17 protein-coding genes are annotated in these 18811 nt (G+C 35.3%); 7 read left to right on the plus strand and 10 right to left on the minus strand.

The window, feature by feature from the left end:
• Nucleotides 1-20: 20 nt before the first annotated feature.
• On the plus strand, nucleotides 21-1367 hold the full coding sequence (dgt, locus tag AC4PRO_RS01540; RefSeq protein WP_492116040.1) for a dGTP triphosphohydrolase: 1347 nt from the start codon (nucleotides 21-23) through the stop codon (nucleotides 1365-1367).
• Here the strand turns inward: dgt and AC4PRO_RS01545 are convergent, their stop codons facing one another.
• A complete protein-coding gene (locus AC4PRO_RS01545; RefSeq protein WP_492116041.1) occupies nucleotides 1368-2336 on the minus strand; it encodes a DUF3078 domain-containing protein in 969 nt (322 codons plus the stop codon).
• Nucleotides 2337-2376: 40 nt separating this feature from the next.
• Nucleotides 2377-4158, minus strand: coding sequence for a 1-deoxy-D-xylulose-5-phosphate synthase (locus tag AC4PRO_RS01550; RefSeq protein WP_492116042.1), 1782 nt, complete (start codon nucleotides 4156-4158; stop codon nucleotides 2377-2379).
• Between the two features lie 124 nt (nucleotides 4159-4282).
• On the opposite strand from AC4PRO_RS01550, the gene AC4PRO_RS01555 reads away from it, so the two are divergent.
• Nucleotides 4283-4726: a nucleoside deaminase gene (locus AC4PRO_RS01555; RefSeq protein WP_492116043.1), complete on the plus strand. Its 444-nt coding sequence runs from the start codon at nucleotides 4283-4285 to the stop codon at nucleotides 4724-4726.
• 15 nt (nucleotides 4727-4741) lie between these two features.
• Here AC4PRO_RS01555 and AC4PRO_RS01560 read toward each other — a convergent pair whose 3' ends face one another.
• The 4 genes from AC4PRO_RS01560 to AC4PRO_RS01575 form a co-directional block, all read right to left on the minus strand.
• Nucleotides 4742-5782, minus strand: coding sequence for a potassium channel family protein (locus tag AC4PRO_RS01560; RefSeq protein ID WP_492116044.1), 1041 nt, complete (start codon nucleotides 5780-5782; stop codon nucleotides 4742-4744).
• Nucleotides 5783-5935: 153 nt separating this feature from the next.
• On the minus strand, nucleotides 5936-6280 hold the full coding sequence (locus AC4PRO_RS01565; protein ID WP_492116045.1) for a hypothetical protein: 345 nt from the start codon (nucleotides 6278-6280) through the stop codon (nucleotides 5936-5938).
• Nucleotides 6281-6570: 290 nt separating this feature from the next.
• Entirely contained in the window at nucleotides 6571-8115 is a 1545-nt protein-coding gene (locus AC4PRO_RS01570) for an Rne/Rng family ribonuclease (RefSeq protein ID WP_492116046.1), read from the minus strand.
• 391 nt (nucleotides 8116-8506) lie between these two features.
• Complete coding sequence (locus AC4PRO_RS01575; protein ID WP_016989051.1) at nucleotides 8507-8797, minus strand: HU family DNA-binding protein; 291 nt, start codon at nucleotides 8795-8797, stop codon at nucleotides 8507-8509.
• 134 nt (nucleotides 8798-8931) lie between these two features.
• Here AC4PRO_RS01575 and mutY point away from each other — a divergent pair, with 134 nt between their 5' ends.
• Genes mutY through gldD form a run of 4 tightly spaced genes read left to right on the plus strand, consistent with a single transcriptional unit; the run spans nucleotide 8932 to nucleotide 12362 of the window.
• A complete protein-coding gene (gene mutY, locus AC4PRO_RS01580; RefSeq protein WP_492116047.1) occupies nucleotides 8932-9966 on the plus strand; it encodes an A/G-specific adenine glycosylase in 1035 nt (344 codons plus the stop codon).
• Nucleotides 9967-10016: 50 nt separating this feature from the next.
• Entirely contained in the window at nucleotides 10017-10457 is a 441-nt protein-coding gene (locus tag AC4PRO_RS01585) for a single-stranded DNA-binding protein (RefSeq protein WP_492116048.1), read from the plus strand.
• A 23-nt stretch (nucleotides 10458-10480) separates the two neighbouring features.
• Nucleotides 10481-11779, plus strand: a complete 1299-nt coding sequence (locus AC4PRO_RS01590; protein WP_492116049.1) for a gliding motility-associated protein GldE — start codon at nucleotides 10481-10483, stop codon at nucleotides 11777-11779.
• Between the two features lie 55 nt (nucleotides 11780-11834).
• Nucleotides 11835-12362 carry a gliding motility lipoprotein GldD gene (gene gldD, locus AC4PRO_RS01595; protein WP_245744864.1) on the plus strand — a complete coding sequence of 176 codons (528 nt, stop codon included), beginning with the start codon at nucleotides 11835-11837 and terminating at the stop codon, nucleotides 12360-12362.
• 57 nt (nucleotides 12363-12419) lie between these two features.
• On the opposite strand, the gene AC4PRO_RS01600 is transcribed toward gldD, so the two are convergent.
• Nucleotides 12420-12800 carry a heavy-metal-associated domain-containing protein gene (locus AC4PRO_RS01600; RefSeq protein WP_492116050.1) on the minus strand — a complete coding sequence of 127 codons (381 nt, stop codon included), beginning with the start codon at nucleotides 12798-12800 and terminating at the stop codon, nucleotides 12420-12422.
• A gap of 110 nt (nucleotides 12801-12910) precedes the next feature.
• On the opposite strand from AC4PRO_RS01600, the gene AC4PRO_RS01605 reads away from it, so the two are divergent.
• Nucleotides 12911-13777, plus strand: coding sequence for a DMT family transporter (locus tag AC4PRO_RS01605; protein ID WP_492116051.1), 867 nt, complete (start codon nucleotides 12911-12913; stop codon nucleotides 13775-13777).
• An 81-nt stretch (nucleotides 13778-13858) separates the two neighbouring features.
• Here AC4PRO_RS01605 and AC4PRO_RS01610 read toward each other — a convergent pair whose 3' ends face one another.
• From AC4PRO_RS01610 to AC4PRO_RS01620, 3 genes are all read right to left on the minus strand, one after another.
• Complete coding sequence (locus tag AC4PRO_RS01610; RefSeq protein WP_074721940.1) at nucleotides 13859-15907, minus strand: M16 family metallopeptidase; 2049 nt, start codon at nucleotides 15905-15907, stop codon at nucleotides 13859-13861.
• 12 nt (nucleotides 15908-15919) lie between these two features.
• Nucleotides 15920-17245, minus strand: coding sequence for a M16 family metallopeptidase (locus tag AC4PRO_RS01615; protein WP_492116052.1), 1326 nt, complete (start codon nucleotides 17243-17245; stop codon nucleotides 15920-15922).
• Between the two features lie 170 nt (nucleotides 17246-17415).
• Nucleotides 17416-18783: a M16 family metallopeptidase gene (locus tag AC4PRO_RS01620; RefSeq protein ID WP_492116053.1), complete on the minus strand. Its 1368-nt coding sequence runs from the start codon at nucleotides 18781-18783 to the stop codon at nucleotides 17416-17418.
• Nucleotides 18784-18811: the final 28 nt, after the last annotated feature.

Raw genomic sequence — 18811 nt, forward strand, 5'->3', positions numbered from 1 at the left:
TCAAATTTGAAAAAGACAGTATGAACTGGGAACAACTTCTATCACTAAAAAGACAAGGCGACACAAGCAAACGATTGCGTATAGAGCAAGATGATACCCGCTTGGGTTTTGAAGTAGACTATGACCGTATTATTTTTTCTGCGGCATTTAGAAGTCTACAAGATAAAACACAGGTAATTCCACTTTCAAAAACCGACTTTGTACACACGCGTTTGACACATAGTTTAGAGGTTTCGGTTGTGGGTCGTTCATTAGGAAGATTAGTTGGAAAGAAAATAATTGAAAAGTATCCACATTTAAAAGAAGTTCATGGGTATCACATGAATGATTTTGGAGCTATTGTTGCTGCTGCATCTTTGGCGCATGATATTGGGAATCCACCTTTCGGACATTCTGGCGAGAAAGCTATCGGGGAGTATTTTTCTATTGGAAACGGAAAAAAATACGAAGATAAATTGTCTAAAAAACAGTGGCAGGATTTAATTGATTTTGAAGGAAATGCCAATGGGTTTGCGGTTTTGACTGCAAGTCGTCCCGGAATAGAGGGCGGTCTTCGAATCTCTTATGCCACTCTTGGTGCTTTTATGAAATACCCAAAAGAAAGTTTGCCTAAAAAGCCAACTAAAAATATTGCTGATAAAAAATACGGTTTCTTTCAAACTGATAAAAAATTCTTTGAAGAAGCGGCTCGTGATATGGGAATGATTCCGAATAAGTCTGGAGACAATATTGGTTTTGAAAGACATCCTCTTGCTTATTTAGTAGAAGCTGCAGATGATATTTGTTACACCATTATTGATTTTGAAGACGGAATAAATTTAGGATTAGTCTCAGAGGATTTTGCTTTAGAATATTTGATTAAATTAGTTAAAGACAGCATTGATACTTCCAAATATAAAACGCTTACTACAAAGGAAGATCGCATTAGTTATTTGCGTGCTTTGGCAATCGGTAGTTTGATTAATGATGCAGTAAAAGTTTTCATAGACAACGAGGAAGCCATTTTAAACGGAAAATTTCCGTTTGCGTTAACTGATAAGAGTAAGTATAAAGCACAAATGGATGATATCATCAGCATTAGTGTGAACAATATTTATCAGAGTCGTGAAGTTATCGAAAAAGAGATTGTGGGTTACCAAATTATCCAAACTTTGTTGGATAAATTTATAACGGCCTACGATAACAAGTATAATGGAAATGCATCTAATTATGATGTGTTAATTTTAAAATTACTGCCGGAGAAACACCATTACGAAAAAGCAGATCTGTATGAAAGATTGCTTCATATCTGTCATTTTGTGTCCTTACTTACAGATGGAAATGCCTTAGAGTTATTTGAAACTATCAATGGAAAGAAAAAGGATTAATTAGAAATCATAAACGATTCCCACTCCTAAAATTTGTTTTAATTGTAGTTTTGGACCTACGGTAACTTGTTCTCCGTTGATGTCTTCTTTTGCTTTAATGTCATCATCATAAATGACATGCATCCCAATATTTGTCTTCACGTGTTGATTGACCACTAATTCTAATGTCAGATCGTAATCGATATCAACATTTCCAAATTTATTGATGTAGTCAGAATATAAACTCAGTCTGTTTTCAATAGTGATATTTTTGAATATTTCTTTTTTATAAAAACCAGTTAAAAGAAAACCAAGTTCCACTTTTGATTTTTCTCCTTCAGCAATTAAATTTCCATTTAAATCATATGTCGCCTTTTTAACACCAAAAGTACCTAGATTAGCTAATCTTTGGTCCAATACCATCGTTATTTTTGAAGTGAAAGGAGATAAGTATAGTAGTTTGTGTTTGTCTTTTGAAGCATATTCTGCTCCAAGTCCTAGGAATATATAAGCGGGTGCAAATGCTCTGGATATGGAGGTTTCCTTATTTGGATACGCATACCCATCAGTGAATTGGGTAGCAAAATTGAATTTTGCAGTATGGAACCAGTTCGATAATGTGTCTTGACGATACCCTAAAGCAGAACTTAACTGCAGTACGTCTTCTGTTTTTCGAAGTTCAATTCCATCTTGTTTATTCAAACCATATCGTACAATCAATTCGTTAGTCCAGTTGTAATTGTCTTTGGTGTATACTCGATTAAATTTTCCTTTTAGTAAGCCTGAAATGGAGCTAGTTCCTCCGGCATTCCAATTTAGAAAAGCAATTTCAGAGATATCAAATCCAATTCGGTTTTTATTTACCCAATGAGAAAGGCTGTCTATATCGACTTTTTCAGGACCATCTATGGTGGTAATAATTTTCTGGGAGAACATATTTGCTGAAAACAGCAATATGATTAACAGGACGGACGAATGCGGTAATTTCATTATAAGCTCATTGTGTTTAGTGGGCGCAAAATAATTGTTTTCACTCAGAGGAAAAAATTATTTCTAAACTTTTAACGTCAATGTTACAGTATTGTTGTAGTTTTTCTACAGTGCCGTGTTCTATAAATTCATCAGGCATTCCCAGTAATTGTATTTTTGCAGTATAATTATTTTTTGCTGCAAACTCTAGGATTGCACTTCCAAATCCGCCTTTTGTTACTCCATCTTCGATTGTTACAATCTTTTTGAAGGTTTTGAAAATAGTATGTAATTCTTTTTCATCCAATGGTTTAACGAATGCAAAGTCGTAATGAGCAATAGTTTTTGGGTTGTTTAAATTAGCTAATGCCAAAGTGACGTTTTTGCCTATCGAGCCATTCGATAAAACTGCAGTTTCAGTTCCGTGCTTTAAGCAATTGGCGCTACCGATTTCAATTTTTTCGTAGTTTCCGAAGTTTTTGGATTGCCAGTCTGCGAGCACGCCACGACCACGAGGATAACGAATGGCTATAGGATGATCTAGGCCTAGCTGGGCACTGTAAAGTATGTTTTGCAGTCCAATTTCATTCAGTGGAGAATAGATGATCATATTAGGAATACAGCGCAAATAAGCCAAATCAAAAACGCCATGATGGGTTGCTCCATCTTCTCCCACGAGTCCCGCTCTGTCTAGGCAAAAAATCACGGGTAAGTTTTGTAAGGCTACGTCATGAATCACTTGATCGTAGGCTCTTTGTAAAAAAGTGGAGTAGATGTTGCAAAAAACCACCATTCCTTGCGTCGCCATTCCGGCAGAGAGGGTAACAGCATGTTGCTCGGCAATTCCCACATCAAAGGCACGCTCTGGCAAAGCGTCCATCATGAATTTCAATGAACTTCCTGATGGCATAGCGGGCGTAATCCCTACTATTTTTTCGTTTTTTTTAGCTAAATCTAAAACGGTCAAGCCAAAAACGTCTTGGTATTTTGGTGGAAGATTTTCTTCCGACTTTAAATGTATTTCACCAGATTTAGCATCAAATTTTCCTGGTGCATGGTATTTTACTTGATCTTCTTCGGCTTGTTTTAGTCCTTTGCCTTTTGTAGTAATAACATGAAGAAATTTTGGGCCTTTTATTTTTTGTAAACGTTTCAGTTCTTTAATTACTGCAAAAATATCATGTCCGTCAATAGGACCGGAATAGTCAATATTTAAGGATTTAATCATGTTATTTTGCCTCGGATTTTTTCCGTTTTTCACCGCAGTGAGGTAATTTTTTAAGGCACCTACGCTTGGATCAATTCCGATAGCGTTGTCGTTCAGGATTACTAATAAATTTGCATCAGTGACTCCTGCATGATTTAATCCCTCAAAAGCCATCCCTGAAGCTATAGAGGCGTCTCCAATCACCGCGATGTGTTGTTTGTCGAAGTCTCCTTTTAGGTTGCTAGCAATTGCCATTCCCAAAGCCGCAGAAATAGAAGTGGAGGAGTGGCCTACGCCAAAAGCGTCATAGATACTCTCACTTCTTTTTGGGAAACCAGATAGGCCGCCCAATTGTCTGTTCGTATGAAAACTGTCTCTTCTTCCAGTCAGTATTTTATGTCCGTATGCCTGATGCCCCACGTCCCAAATCAATAAATCATCGGGGGTATTAAATACATAATGCAAGGCGATGGTGAGTTCGATAACGCCTAAACTGGCACCGAGATGGCCTTCTTTTACGGAAACAACATCGATGATAAAATTACGTAATTCTTGAGCCAGCTTTGGAAGTTGGGCTTCGTCCAGTTTGCGCAAATCAATGGGACTATCAATGTTTAAAAGTAAATTGTCTGACATAAAGCAAATGTACGATTTGAATTTGTATTTTTACATTCGATAAAATAACTTGTTTTACAAAGATTCACAAAAAAAAGCGAAGATTCACAAAGAATTTAAAATTTGGGAATGCGCGGTCAATATTATGATAAATCCTTTCACTGACGAGTACTTCATGAAGAAAGCTTTGCAGGAAGCTGAAATGGCTTTCGATAAAGGCGAAATTCCTGTTGGGGCTATTATCGTAGTTAATAATACGGTTATCGCGCGAAGTCATAATCTCACCGAATTGCTTAATGACGTTACTGCTCATGCAGAAATGCAAGCGATTACCGCCGCCGCAAATTACCTTGGTGGAAAATATTTAAAAGACTGTACGCTTTATGTTACTCTCGAACCCTGCCAGATGTGCGCTGGTGCTTTGTATTGGAGTCAAATTTCTAAAATTGTTTTTGGAGCAATCGATGAGAGCCGTGGTTTTTCAAAAATGGGTACACAACTGCATCCAAAAACGATCGTAAAAAGAGGAGTTCTCGCTGATGAAGCAGCGGAGTTAATGAAGCAGTTTTTTGCTGCGAAAAGAAAATAAGTTTTGGAACCCAGTTTAATTGGTGTCATTCATTATTATTTCATGATTATAACTTTCGCAATTAAGGTCAGTCCATTCCCATCCGTCATCTATCAGTAGAGACAATAATAATCGGCGTCTCGTTCTCAGCTTATCATATTCTAAATCTACTATTTCACCAGATATTATTTTTATTCCCTTGTTTTCAAGTGCAGTAAGAATTAAAACTGGTGGTGTTTTTTTTCCTGGAGTTATGAAGGTGGCTGGTAGCGTTACTAGGTAGCTGGAAATCGCTTTTCTCAGTCTGATAAGCACATGGAATGAAGGTTGCTGTTCTTTAGAAATGTTATGGAGTAGTACAGTAATTACTTCGTCGAGGTTTGTGATATTAAGAACAAAGGCTTCTTTCCTATCGGAAGAATGGAAAAAATGCAATACAGAGTAGGCTTTATGATTTTGAGCGTGTAAGATGATAGAATCAATTAGGGGAATGAAAGGTTGTTCTAGTTCCTTAAAGTCTTTTCCATTCCAATAATTCAATAGTATCTCTTCCACAGAACCGCCAAGTGTATTGATGTTAACACTAATTTTTCTTTTTGTTATTTCAGCTGAAACTACTGGAATTAAGTAGGTAATTGCTATGGAAATCAGAATTAATCCGGTGAATGAAAGTATCGCGGTAAGAATATCCCAGAAGTTTCCTTCGGGTTCTATGTCGCCAAGGCCTAAAGTAGATAAAGTATAACCAGTGAAAAAGATCTTATTAACTACAGTTGTAGGAGAGTTGGTCTCAACATTCATCAGTGAATCGGGATGACTGATGAATAATAGACTGGCCGAAATCCAGATGAGCAGCAACCAGTTTATTAAAATAGAAACCAATATGATAGCCCCGCCCATTTCCAGCACTTTTCTGCGCCCCATTTTTTTATTAATGACCAAGAGTATATTCCAGATGGACATGGACAGCCGTTTTGTAAGAAAACCTGCCCCGCGTACGGATAGAGAAGTATTAATTAAATCAGTGGCAGTAACGAGAAGAAGTATGAATCCTAGGAAAAACACAAAATAGTTCATGGTATTTATTTTAATCTATAACATCAAAAAATATAGTATTGGGCTATTGCAGTAGTCTTGTGTTTTGATATTTGGTCAGGGGACTAATATAGTAAATAAACACAAATTTCTGGGCACTTAGTTTTACTGTAAATCTTGCGCAAGTATTTGTGCTTAGCCCAATTTAATACTAAACTTGCTTTTGCTATCTTGTTTTGGCGTTATTAGTTGATTTTTAAGTACGCTAATTGGTGATCCGAAAATACCAACGGCAAGTTCTGCCCAGATCAATAAGAGGAGCAGCAGAAGTGCTGCACAAATGACAATGCGATATTTAGTTTTAGGGATTTTTTTTAATACCAACTCACACATTAACCCAATACCGGGGAGCAGTACTCCAGCTACAATAAAATCAATTGCTGTCCAATTTACTTCAGTTGTAAATCGCATGGCTATAAACGGTATTAATAATAGAATTACTGTCGTAAGGACGATGATAATTTGTCTTTTATTTCGCATAAATGGCCGTTCTTTTTTATGTTTTTTTGTTTGGAATCGAATGCTTTGTTTTTCGATATACTAATGTATGCTATTTTTTAGGACAGTAATAAGTTACTTAGTTGTAATCTGGAGGTTTTCGTGTAGAATTTTTTTAGCCCTGATTGCAACGAAAATCCTTTTTATTTTTTCTTTAAAAATAACAAGATTGTAGTGTAAAGCAGGACACGAGCGAAGCGAACTGACGAAGTAAAAAGCTCCTTAAAAAAAAGCCAAAAAAAAACTCCTCAATTTCTTAAGGAGTTTCTGATTTATTCTTTTATAACATTTCCCGTTTTGTCGTAGAAATGATATTCTAAATACGTGTAAGCGTCACGCGGTATGATTTTTACCCACTTTTTACGTTCAAAAAACCATTTTGAACGTAATGATGGAAAACCTTTGGTAAGGTATGCGGCCACAAAAGGGTGTACGTTAAGCACAACATCTTTGTTGGTTTTTAATATTCTTTCTAAATCAGAATTGATTCGGTCAATGATTAAAATTGGCGCTTCAATTTCGCCATTCACATCGTTTGGATCTTCTTCTCTAGTTTTAATGTTTACTTCAGGTCTTACTCTTTGTCTTGTAATCTGGACTAATCCAAATTTACTAGGAGGTAAGATCTTGTGTTTTGCTTTATCATCGCTCATTTCTTCTCGCAAGAAGTCAAACAATATTTTACGGTTTTCAGGATTAGACAAGTCGATAAAATCAATTACGATAATACCACCCATATCACGAAGACGCAATTGTCTAGCGATTTCGGCAGCGGCGATCATATTGACTTCCATGGCAGTATCTTCCTGATTAGATGCTTTATTAGAACGGTTTCCGCTGTTTACGTCAATGACGTGTAAGGCTTCAGTATGTTCGATAATAAGATAAGCACCTTTACTCATGGACACTGTTTTCCCGAATGAAGTCTTGATTTGTCTCTCTATGTTGTATTTCTCAAAAATGGGCGTATCATTTGATTGATAAAACTTAACAATTGATTGTTTTGAAGGTGCAATTTCTTGCAAATAATCCTTCGTTTGGTTGTACAACTCTTCATCATCAATTTGTATACTAGTAAAAGTATCATTAAAAACGTCTCTTAATATAGAAGAAGCTCTATTGAGTTCTCCTAAAATTTTTGACGGATGATGAGCGGTCGGTAATTTTTTACACATTGCATCCCATCTGCTAAGCAGGTTCTGCATGTCTTTTTCTAATTCGGCTGTATTTTTGCCTTCTGCTACTGTGCGAACAATAACACCAAATCCTTTTGGCTTGATGGATTGCACAAGTTTTTTTAGTCTGTCTTTTTCTTTCTTATCTTCTATTTTTTGAGAAATAGAAACTCGATCAGAAAAAGGAACTAAAACAATAAATCTTCCGGCAAGAGAAAGCTCAGCGCTAATTCTTGGGCCTTTTGTAGATATTGGTTCTTTTACAACTTGTACTAAGATAGATTGATTAGCGTTAATTACATCAGTAATAATACCGTCTTTGTCTATCTCTTTATCAAACTGAAAGTTTTTTAGGGAGAAATCTTTTATTTTACCTGCGCTTACAAGTTTTATGAATTTCATTTGGGAAGCTAAATTAGGTCCTAAATCGTGATAATGTAAAAAAGCATCTTTTTCGAAGCCTACATTTACAAAAGCAGCATTAAGACCAGCAACTGGTTTTCTTATTTTGGCAATAAAAATATCACCTACTTGAAAGTTGCTTTTTTCTTCTTCCTTGTGTAATTCAATTAGTTTTCCATCTTTTAATAAGGCAAAATCTACAAAATCAGAACTAGATCGAATGATTAATTCTTTATTCACGTTGTAAATTTTTATCCGAACTGATGATTTGGGATATTGGATTTGAGATTTTGGATTTTATAATCCTGAATCCTGAATCTAAATTCCTAAATTAAAAATAAGGATGGATTAAACAATAATTTTAACAGGTATTGAACCCGGAGAAATTTAGGCTGGCAGATTAACTCGCAATTTTCAGATACTTAAATCTTAGATTATGCTCTGTAAACCTGAAATCACTAAATTTCAATTTCAATGAACTTTTAAAAAGGAAAAAGTAGTTTAAAACTACTTTTTCTTTTTGTGACGGTTAGCTCTCGCTCTTTTTTTACGTTTGTGAGTTGCTACCTTATGTCTCTTTCTTTTTTTACCACTTGGCATATCTTATCGATTTTATGATTAATTAATATTTTTATTTTGCTTCGTTATTGATCTTTACTCCTTCAACAAAAACTTTTGCTGGTTTGAAAGCAGGAATGTTATGTGCAGGAATTTTTATTGTTGTATTTTTGGAAATATTTCTTCCAGTTTTTTCAGCTCTAGTTTTCACGATAAAACTTCCGAAACCTCTTAAATAAACATTGTCTCCAGTTTCTAATGAATTTTTAACTTCATTCATAAAAGTCTCTACAGTTGCTTGCACATCACCTTTTTCAAGACCTAATTTTTCTGAAATTTTTGCTACGATATCTGCTTTCGTCATTTTCTTTCCTTATTTATTATATTGTAATCATTTTTTTGAGTGTGCAAATATATGAATTTAAAAAACAATTATTCAAGCTAATTCATTAAAATTTAATCACATAAACTTTTACTTTTGTCAACAAATAATTAATAATGAAATTTTCTAACTTGCTTATAAAGTGGTATTTACAAAATAAAAGAGATTTGCCATGGCGAAGCACTACAAATCCGTACCTAATTTGGCTCTCCGAAATCATGCTTCAACAGACTCGAGTGGCTCAGGGGACGCCGTATTTTTTGGCTTTTACAGCTGCATTTCCCACTGTTTTTGATTTGGCTAAAGCCAATGAAGAAGAAGTGCTAAAGCTTTGGCAAGGACTTGGGTATTACTCGCGTGCCAGAAACTTGCATAAAACAGCTCAATATGTAGCATTTGAATTAAATGGTGTTTTTCCTGGTAGTTATAATGACTTGTTGAAATTAAAAGGAGTGGGCGAGTACACCGCTGCCGCCATTGCCTCTTTTTCTTATAATGAGATCGTTCCTGTAGTGGACGGAAATGTGTTTCGGGTGTTGTCGCGCTATTTTGATGTCGAAACCGATATTGCTTTGGCTTCCGCCAAAAAAGAATTCGCTGCCTTGGCTTTCGAATTAATACCTAAAGACAACCCCGCTATTTTTAATCAAGCGATTATGGAGTTTGGTGCTTTGCAATGTGTTCCCAAAAGTCCGAATTGTAGTATTTGTGTGTTTAATGAAAGTTGTGCTGCACTGCAGAAAAATAAAGTAGCTCAGTTGCCAGTAAAGTCTAAGAAGTTGAAAGTGCGCAATCGCTACTTTAATTACTTGGTTGTTGCTGATGATAATGAAAACACCATAATACAAAAGAGAACGGCCAAAGGGATTTGGCAAAATCTATATGAGTTTCCTTTGATAGAGACCGATAAGGTGGAAGACTTTGAATATGTTTATAAACAAGTTCAGCAGAAGTTTTTTAAAGACAATGAGGTGGTTAGTTTTATAGGATATAACGAAGAAAGTATTATTCATAAATTATCGCATCAACACCTTTATATTAAGTTCTGGAAAGTAGGTCTAAAAGGGACTATTGAAAACGGAATAAACAATGAGGTTTTGAAAACGTTTCCATTCCCTATCGTGATTCATAATTTTATTGAAAAGGAATAATTAAAAGAAGTAAAAAAATGTACCTTTGAGTAAAATACACACCAAATACCATGAACGGAACGTTAAATAAGGTGATGCTGATTGGGCACCTTGGAGATGAAATAAAAATGCATTATTTTGATGGAGGGAACTGTATCGGCAGGTTTCAATTGGCTACAAATGAAGTGTATATTAATAAAACTACAAACGAAAAAATCACTTCTACGGAGTGGCATAATTTAGTGGTACGTAATAAAGCGGCCGAAATTTGTGAGAAACATTTATCAAAAGGCGATAAAATTTATGTAGAGGGACGTATTAAATCGCGTCAATGGCAGACAGAGGACGGAACCACAAAGCACACTACCGAAATTCAAGTTACGGAGTTCACTTTTTTATCAACGAAGAAAGCTAGCGAAAACAACAAACAAATTGATATCACGGAATCCGTAAAAAACACTAACTTTGACCCACAAAATAATGGCTTGCCTATCAATGATTTGCCATTTTAATTGTTTAACTAATCTTTTTTAATTTGGACCCAGAGCCCAGTTTAAATTTCGCGTATACAATAGATACCAATCTATTGTTTGGTTTTGCCGGTATATTTGTATTGCTTTTTTGCTCTGCATTAGTTTCCGGAGCTGAAGTAGCCTTGTTTTCGTTGTCACAACAAGACATTGACGAAACAATACAAGGGAATGATTCCAAAGGGAAAATTCTCGCTGATCTTATAGAGAGACCCAAAAAACTATTGGCTACGCTTCTTGTGGCTAATAATTTTATTAATATTGGAGTGGTAATTTTATTTTCATTTATTGGGAAAAACTTGTTTGCTGCGATTAGTTCACCGGCTTTAAAGTTTACTGTCGAAGTCATCGTTGTTACCTTTTTACTTTTGTTATTTGGCGAAGTATTACCTAAGGTATATGCCAGTCGAAACAACATTAAGTTTGCAAAAATGATTGCATACCCGATTGCCGTACTTGATAAATTGCTTTCACCTATTAGTGTTCCTATGCGAGAAACAACCATTTATTTACACAATAAACTAGGGAAACAAAAAACAAATTTTTCAGTTGATCAGCTGTCACAAGCTTTAGAACTTACTTCTTCAGATGAAACTTCTTTAGAGGAGCAGAAGATATTGATGGGGATTGTAACTTTTGGTAATACAGATACGAAGCAGGTTATGAGTCCGAGGATTGATATCTTTGCTTTAGAGATAACAGAATCATTTTCTGAAATCTATTCTAAGATTATCGAAAAAGGATATTCCCGAATTCCTGTTTATCGGGACAATATTGACCAGATAGAAGGCGTTTTGTTTGTGAAGGATTTATTGCGTCACCTTGATGAGAAAGATTTTATGTGGAACACCTTAATACGGGAGCCGTTTTTTATCCCAGAGAATAAGAAATTGGATAACCTGCTAAAAGACTTTCAAAGAATGAAAAGTCATCTTGCTATTGTGGTGGATGAATACGGCGGAACCTCTGGTTTGGTTTCTCTCGAAGATGTTATTGAGGAAATTGTTGGAGATATCAGTGATGAGTTTGATGATGACAATGTTAATTTCATTAAAATTGATGAAAAAAACTATCTTTTTGAGGGTAAAATAAATCTGAAAGATTTCTATAGAATTATTGATGTCAACGAGGAAGAGTTTGAGATAAGAAAAGGAGAAGCTGAAACTTTGGCTGGATTTATTCTTGAAATTTCAGGTAATTTCCCAATGAAAGGGCAAAAAATATCATATGAAAATTGCCTATTCACAATTGAGACAGTAGATAAAAAACGTATAAAACAGATAAAAGTAACGGTTGATGTTTAATTTGAATCAGGACAAAAATATATATTTTTCTAGTATAATAGTTGTAATCGTGTTTATGGGATTGTTCCTGTTTTCAAGCTGTAAGGACGATGTTCTTCCAAAACCATCCAGTTATTTGCGCTTGGATTATCCGGTTGCGACCTATGCTAATTTTGAAAATGAATGTCCGTTTACTTTCGAAATGAATTCAGAAGCGGTCATAAAAGGAGAAAAGGATTGCGGATTTACGATTACGTACCCAAAAATGAAAGCGACAATTTATTTGACTTATAAGCCAGTGAATAACAATATCAATACCTTGCTGCGGGATGCCCAGAAGCTAACTTACGAGCATGTTATAAAGGCCGATGATATATTGGAGCAGCCTTATATGAATCCTGCCAAAAAAGTGTATGGTATGTTTTATCAGGTGGATGGAAATGCAGCAACCAATTCGCAATTCTATGCAACCGATAGTACGAAACATTTCGTTACCGGTTCCGTTTATTTTTACGCAAAACCTAATTTTGATTCTATAATGCCAGCGGCGAGTTATGTTAAAAATGACATGCAACGGTTGCTGGAAACTTTAAAATGGAAATAGATTTCATAAAAAAAGCTTCTCAACGAGAAGCTTTTTTTATGAAATAAAATCTGTTAATTACGATTTCATATTCGAAACGGTGTATGTTTTTCCGTCACCGGTAGCTTGAACGACTTTAGTTAAGCTTTCAGGAGTTTGTACTGTTTTATCAAAAGTTACTATTGCTGATTTTGTGTCAAAATCCACCTTAGCGGTTTGTACTCCGTCAAGAACCGTTAATTCTTCTTGGATTGTTTTAGCGCAACCTACTGCACAAGTCATTCCTTCAACAGAAAATTTAGCAGTTTGTACGTTTTCGGCAGCGATTTCTTTTTTTACTTTTGGGGCTTCCGTTTCTGTTTTTGAAGTTTCTTTTGGGGCTTCTTCAGTGTTTTTTTTGCAGCTTACAAACAAAAGTCCAGCTAGTGCTACTATAGCGATTGATTTTGTAATGTTCATTATGATATGATTTTAAGTGTTTTACCCGTTTTTTTTATTCGAAAACAAAATTACTTAAAAAAGTAGCGCTAATTCATAAAATTATTACAATTTTGAGGTAAACTAACAATATGGAATCGAAACAATTAAAATGGATTTATTTAATGGGACTTGCCTTGATTTGGGGAAGTTCATTTATTTTAATAAAAAAAGGATTAATTGGATTGTCAGCTTTACAAGTTGGTTCCTTACGAATCATTTTTGCTGCGATTTTTTTATTGCTGATTGGTTTCAAAAGCTTGTCAAAAATCCCAAAAGAAAAATGGAAGTTCATTGCGATGACTTCTATGTTCGGGACATTTGTTCCTGCTTTTCTTTTTGCTTTAGCACAAACGGAAATTGATAGTTCTGTAAGCTCTATTTTAAACTCTTTGACGCCCTTAAATACGTTGATTTTGGGTGCGCTAGTCTTTGGTGTTAGTTTCGAAAGAAGACAAGTTTGGGGTGTTTTTATTGGACTAATTGGAAGTTTATTGTTAGTTTTCAATGGAGCAATGAATCATCCCGATCAGAATTACTATTATGCTATTTTAGTGGTTATTGCTTCGGTTTGTTATGCTATTAATGTCAATCTAATCAAACGATTTTTGTCAGACTTGAGTCCGCTTAGTATTACAACAGGTAATTTTCTAGTACTGCTTTTTCCCTCTTTGATTATATTGTATTTCACCAGTTTTGCAGATGTTGTACATGTTGAAAAAGTACAGCAGGCAGTTGTATTTATCATAATCTTAGGAGTTCTTGGAACTGGAATTGCCAATATTCTTTTCTTTAAACTAATACAAATGTCTTCGCCGGTTTTTGCAACTTCGGTGACCTATTTGATTCCGGTGGTAGCCTTCTTCTGGGGATTGTTGGATAATGAAATACTAACTTCGGTGCAGTTTGTAGGTGCTTTTATCATCTTAATTGGAGTGTATTTGTCGGCGAAAAAGTAACATTCAATACATATAGGATATTTTGTATAATAATAAAGGCTGTCGTTTTAGACAGCCTTTATTGTTTATTTCAGGATTTGATTATTTAAAATCAGCATCTGTAACACCTTCATTAATTTTTACATCGGACATTTTGATGTCTAATTCAAAGCCTACGTTTTGAATGATGTTGAAAGGAACTTTTACACCTTTAACTTCTCTGTAATCCCCAAAATTAGTTACTTGAGTAATAGATTTGCCTCCTTGCTCCATTGTTTTTGCGTCTGCCAGTTTTAAACCGGTAGTCACATCATAATAGAGTGTAGTTTTACCGTCTTTAATAGCATAAGTGTCTTTACCGTTAATGGTTTCGATACCAGTTAGTGTTACGCCGTCTTTTTTATCCAAAAGTAATTCTTCGAATAAGACTGCGCTATTTTTCATTTCAGCTAACTCATCGCCTTTAAAATCTTTTCGTTGCCCTTGTTGTAGCGCATAAGCACTGGTTTCATTGACTACTTGTTTCATCATGCTCATAGTTCCCATTGCTAGTTCTATACTTAATTTTCCTTTTGCATCCGCTTTTGAAGTAAAAGTTAAAGGCGATGGCGCTTGAGGTATTACTGTTGAACCTACCATAGAGATTGTTTTTACGGCTTTCACCGCTTTTTCTCCACCTATTGCAACGATGTAATTGTCTAAGACACTTTTAATAGTTACGCCTGCTGGTATCTCTTTTTTGAAAATTGGTTTTTCAATTGGCGTTCCGTATTTATCAAAATAAAACATTGGCATTTTTAGTTTCTCCAATGCGGGAGCTACTTCAGATCCTTTACCCACAACCAATACTCTTATATTGTCAGCCAGGAAATATTTATTAGCTACATCTTTAATATCTTCTACAGTTACTGCATTTATGCTTTTAATGTAGTTTTCGTAAAAATCAGAAGGCAAATTATAGATTTCTGTATTTAAGGCATAACGTGCAACCGTAGTTGGCTTTTGGATTTGCATTACAAAGTTACCTATGTATTTTGCTTTTGCGTTTTTTAGATCGTCAGCAGACACAAATTCTGTTCTGATTTTTTTTAATTCGCTTAAAATTTCAACTACAGAACTGTCTGTTACTGCATTTCTTACTGAAGTTGAAGAACGAAATTTTTCTACGTATTTACCAAATCCTATATTAGAATAAGCGCCGTATGTCCATCCGTGTTTTTCACGTAAGTTTAAAAATAATCTTCCTTCTCCGCCACCACCAAGAATTTGATTTGCTAAAATTGCAGAAAAATATTGTTTGTCAGTAAGTTTTAAATTGATGGTATTTACCACTGCGATTTCAGACTGGACAGCGTTTGGCATATCTACAAAATCAATCTGAGTTTGTTGCACGTTTTTAGGATCAGGATATGTGATCTGAGGGGCAATGCCTTTGGCCCAAGAGCCAAAAAGTTTCTCAACCATTTTTTTTACTTCTTTCGTATTGACATCTCCTACAATAACCAAGTAGGCATTTCCGGGAACGAAATTAGTTTTGTAGTTTGCAACGGCATCTTTTAGGGCAACTTTGTCAATGGTTTCGGCACTTAAAAACTCTCCTGAAGGATGGCTTACCCCAAAGGCTAAAACATCTTCAACGCGGCCTGCAACAGCAGCGACGCTCTTTTCTTGTGTTTTTATTCCTTCTAAAAGCTTTGCTTTTATTTTATCAAATTCTTCTTGAGTAAAGACGGTATTGAGTGCGCCGTCAGCCATTAATTCTAATATTCTTTCAGAATATTTAGACAGTCCGCTGGCATAAGCACCATTTGAATTAAAATTTATATTTGCACCTAAGAAATCAACTTCTTCATTAAAGGCATCTTTTGATGTTTTTGTGGTTCCGCTTCCGATAAGTTGACTGGTAATATCTGCTACTCCTTTTTTGTCTCCTTCGGCATAAGGCATGTTGTCTAAACTAAGGCTATAGGCTACTCGAGGCAGTTTGTGGTTTTCTACGACCATTATTTTCAGTCCGTTCTTAAGCTCAAAATTACTGGATTTACCAATCTTAATTGTCGGAGGAGCTGCAGGTTTTGGTTGCGGGATTATTTGTGCTTGCAAAACTAAAGTCAAAAATAGACTTGATAGTATATATATTGTTTTTTTCATGATGGTTCTGTATTATTTTGTGGCTTTGTCTGATGATGGAACATAATCTAATACTAATCTTTGGTTTGGATTTAGATATTTTTTTGCAACAGTTCTAATCTCTTCCGGTGTAATAGTACGATACATTTCAATTTCTGTATTGATTAAGTTTACGTCCTTGTAGAGCATATAGTAGGTTGCAAGATTATCTGCTACTCCTTCAATAGAGGCGTTACTATTTACGTATTGATTCTCATACTTGTTCTGAAGTTTTTGCAATTCCTTATCAGAAATTAATTCTGTCTGTAGCTTCACGATTTCGGCATCAATTTCAGTAAGTAGATTTTCAGACGTACTTGGTGCTTGCGGTAAACCATAAAGAATATACGTTCCGTAATCTTCTTGACTATAACTAAACGCACCAATTTGTAAGGCCATTTTTTTGTCGTCCACTATTTTTTTGTATAATCTAGAGCTCTTACCGTCACTTAAGATTGTGGAAATAAAATCCAAAACTCTGGCATCACGAGTTTTCATTGATGGAGTTCTGTAAGCAGCTACAACCATTGGGATTTGAATGTTGGAGTCCTCAAATTTTGCTTTGATGGTTTCGGTAATTGGTTCTTCTACGAAAGTTTCTCTTTCAATAGTAGTTCCTTTTTTTATCGCACCAAAGTATTTTTGGATCCATTCTTTCGTTTGAGTTGCGTTAAAATCTCCAGCGACTACAAGAACTGCGTTGTTCGGGATGTAGAATTTCTTGTTGAAGCTTTGGAATTCCTCTAATTTTGCGGCGTCTAAATGGTCCATTGAACCAATAGTTGTCCAGCGATAAGGATGGTTTGTGAACATCTTTTTCTTTACTTCCGGAATCATTTGTCCATAAGGACTATTGTCATAACGCAATCTTTTTTCCTCTTTGACAACCTCATTTTGGGTATCAACGCCAATTTGGTTAATCACAGGGTGTAGCATTCTTTCGGATTCCATCCATAATCCTAATTCAAGATTGTTCGATGGGAATACTTCGTAATAATAAGTACGGTCTTCGGTGGTGTTGGCGTTATTTGTCCCTCCATTTCCGGTGACAATTTTAAACCATTCTCCACGCTTGATGTTCTCAGTACCTTCAAATAATAAATGTTCAAAAAAGTGAGCAAAACCAGTTCTTTCTGGATTTTCATTTTTAGCGCCTACGTGATACATTACTGATGTTATTACAACCGGAGCCGAAGGATCGTTTTGTAAAATAACATGTAAACCATTGTCTAAATTGTATTCTTCGAAGGCTACTTTTTGTGCAAAAACAACTCCGCCAAAAAGAAGTGTGACACTTAATGCCAATATTGATTTTTTCATAGATAGTAATAGGTTGATTGAATCATAAGTCGTGTTACAGGTTGTATTGTTACACCAAATCTAAATTTTTTTATAGGAATTTACTTCTTTTATATTTTTTTGAAAAAATAGGGCTATCAATCAAATGATTAATAGCCCTATTTTGTATTTAAAATATGGGTTAGAAGTCTTTATATAAGAAGCGGTTTCTCTGTTGGACGACCGTAATTATCAAAATAAAACAATGGGATATTTAGTTTCTCCAATCCCGGAATAACATCTGCGCCTTTTCCAGCAATTATAATTCGGGTATTGTCGATCAGGAAATATTTCTTAGCGGCTTCGAGAACAGCGTCTGCGGTTACTGCATTTATGGTTTTGATATAATTTTCATAAAAATCAGGACGCAGCTCTTCCGTTTCTACATTTAAGGCATAGCGTGCAATGGCTGAAGGTTTTTCCACCTGCATTACAAAACGACCAATATACCCAGCTTTCACATTTTTAAGGACTTCTTCAGATACTTTTTCAGTTCTGATTCTATTGATTTCTTTTATGAATTCAAGCACTGCGCTATCGGTTGCCGTATTTCTTATTGATGCCGTTGATTTTAATTTCGAAACATATTTCCCCGCTCCGATAACAGTGCTAGCGCCATATGTCCAGCCGTGTTCCTCTCTTAAGTTCATATTCAAATAACTATTGTAATCTCCTCCTAAAATATATGTGGCGATAGCTGCTGGAAAAAAGTCTTTGTCAGCCATTTTTAAATGTAAAGTATTGACCAATGATATTTCGGATTGAACAGCGTTTGGAACATCTACAAAATTAATTTGAGTAAAAGGGACATTTTGTGGGGAGTTATACGTTATTTTTGGTGTGTTTGCTCTTTTCCAAGATCCAAAAAGTTTTTCAACAATAGGTTTTACTTCCTTATATTTTATATCTCCAATAATTACTAAATAGGCGTTTTCTGGCGCGAAACGCGCAGAATAATTCGCTTTTACATCCGCAAGGGTGACGTTGTTAATTGTTTCTATCGTCGTGTATTCTCCCGCGGGATGATCCATCCCAAAGGCTAAAGCATTTACAACCCTGTTAGCAATTGCAGGAACGCTTTTTTCCTGCGATTTTATACCTTCTAGCAACTTTGCTTTTTCCTTGTCAAATTCTTCCTGAGTAAAATTGGGATATAGGGCTCCGTACGTTAAAAGTTGCAGTACACGACCAGAATATTTAGAAAGTGCACTAGCATCAGCGCCATGTGAATTGAAATTAATATTGGCTCCTAGGAAATCTACTTCTTCATTAAAATCGTCTTTGGTTATTTTGGTGTTTCCGTTACCTATTAAGTTACTACATAGTTCGTCTACTCCCTTTTTGCTGTCTTCTGCAAAAGGAGGATTGTCTATAGTGAGTTTAAAAGTGACTTTGGGTAGTTTATGATTTTCTACAACCAGTACTTTCAGTCCGTTAGCCAAGAAAAATGTCTGTGGTTTTTTTAGATTTACAACTGGTGGTTTTCCAGGTTTGGGTTGGGTGCGATCTTGTGTATGCATAATTCCTGTTATAAATAAAAGGATGAAT

It is taken from the genome of Flavobacterium sp. DW-iso2, assembly GCF_058725285.1.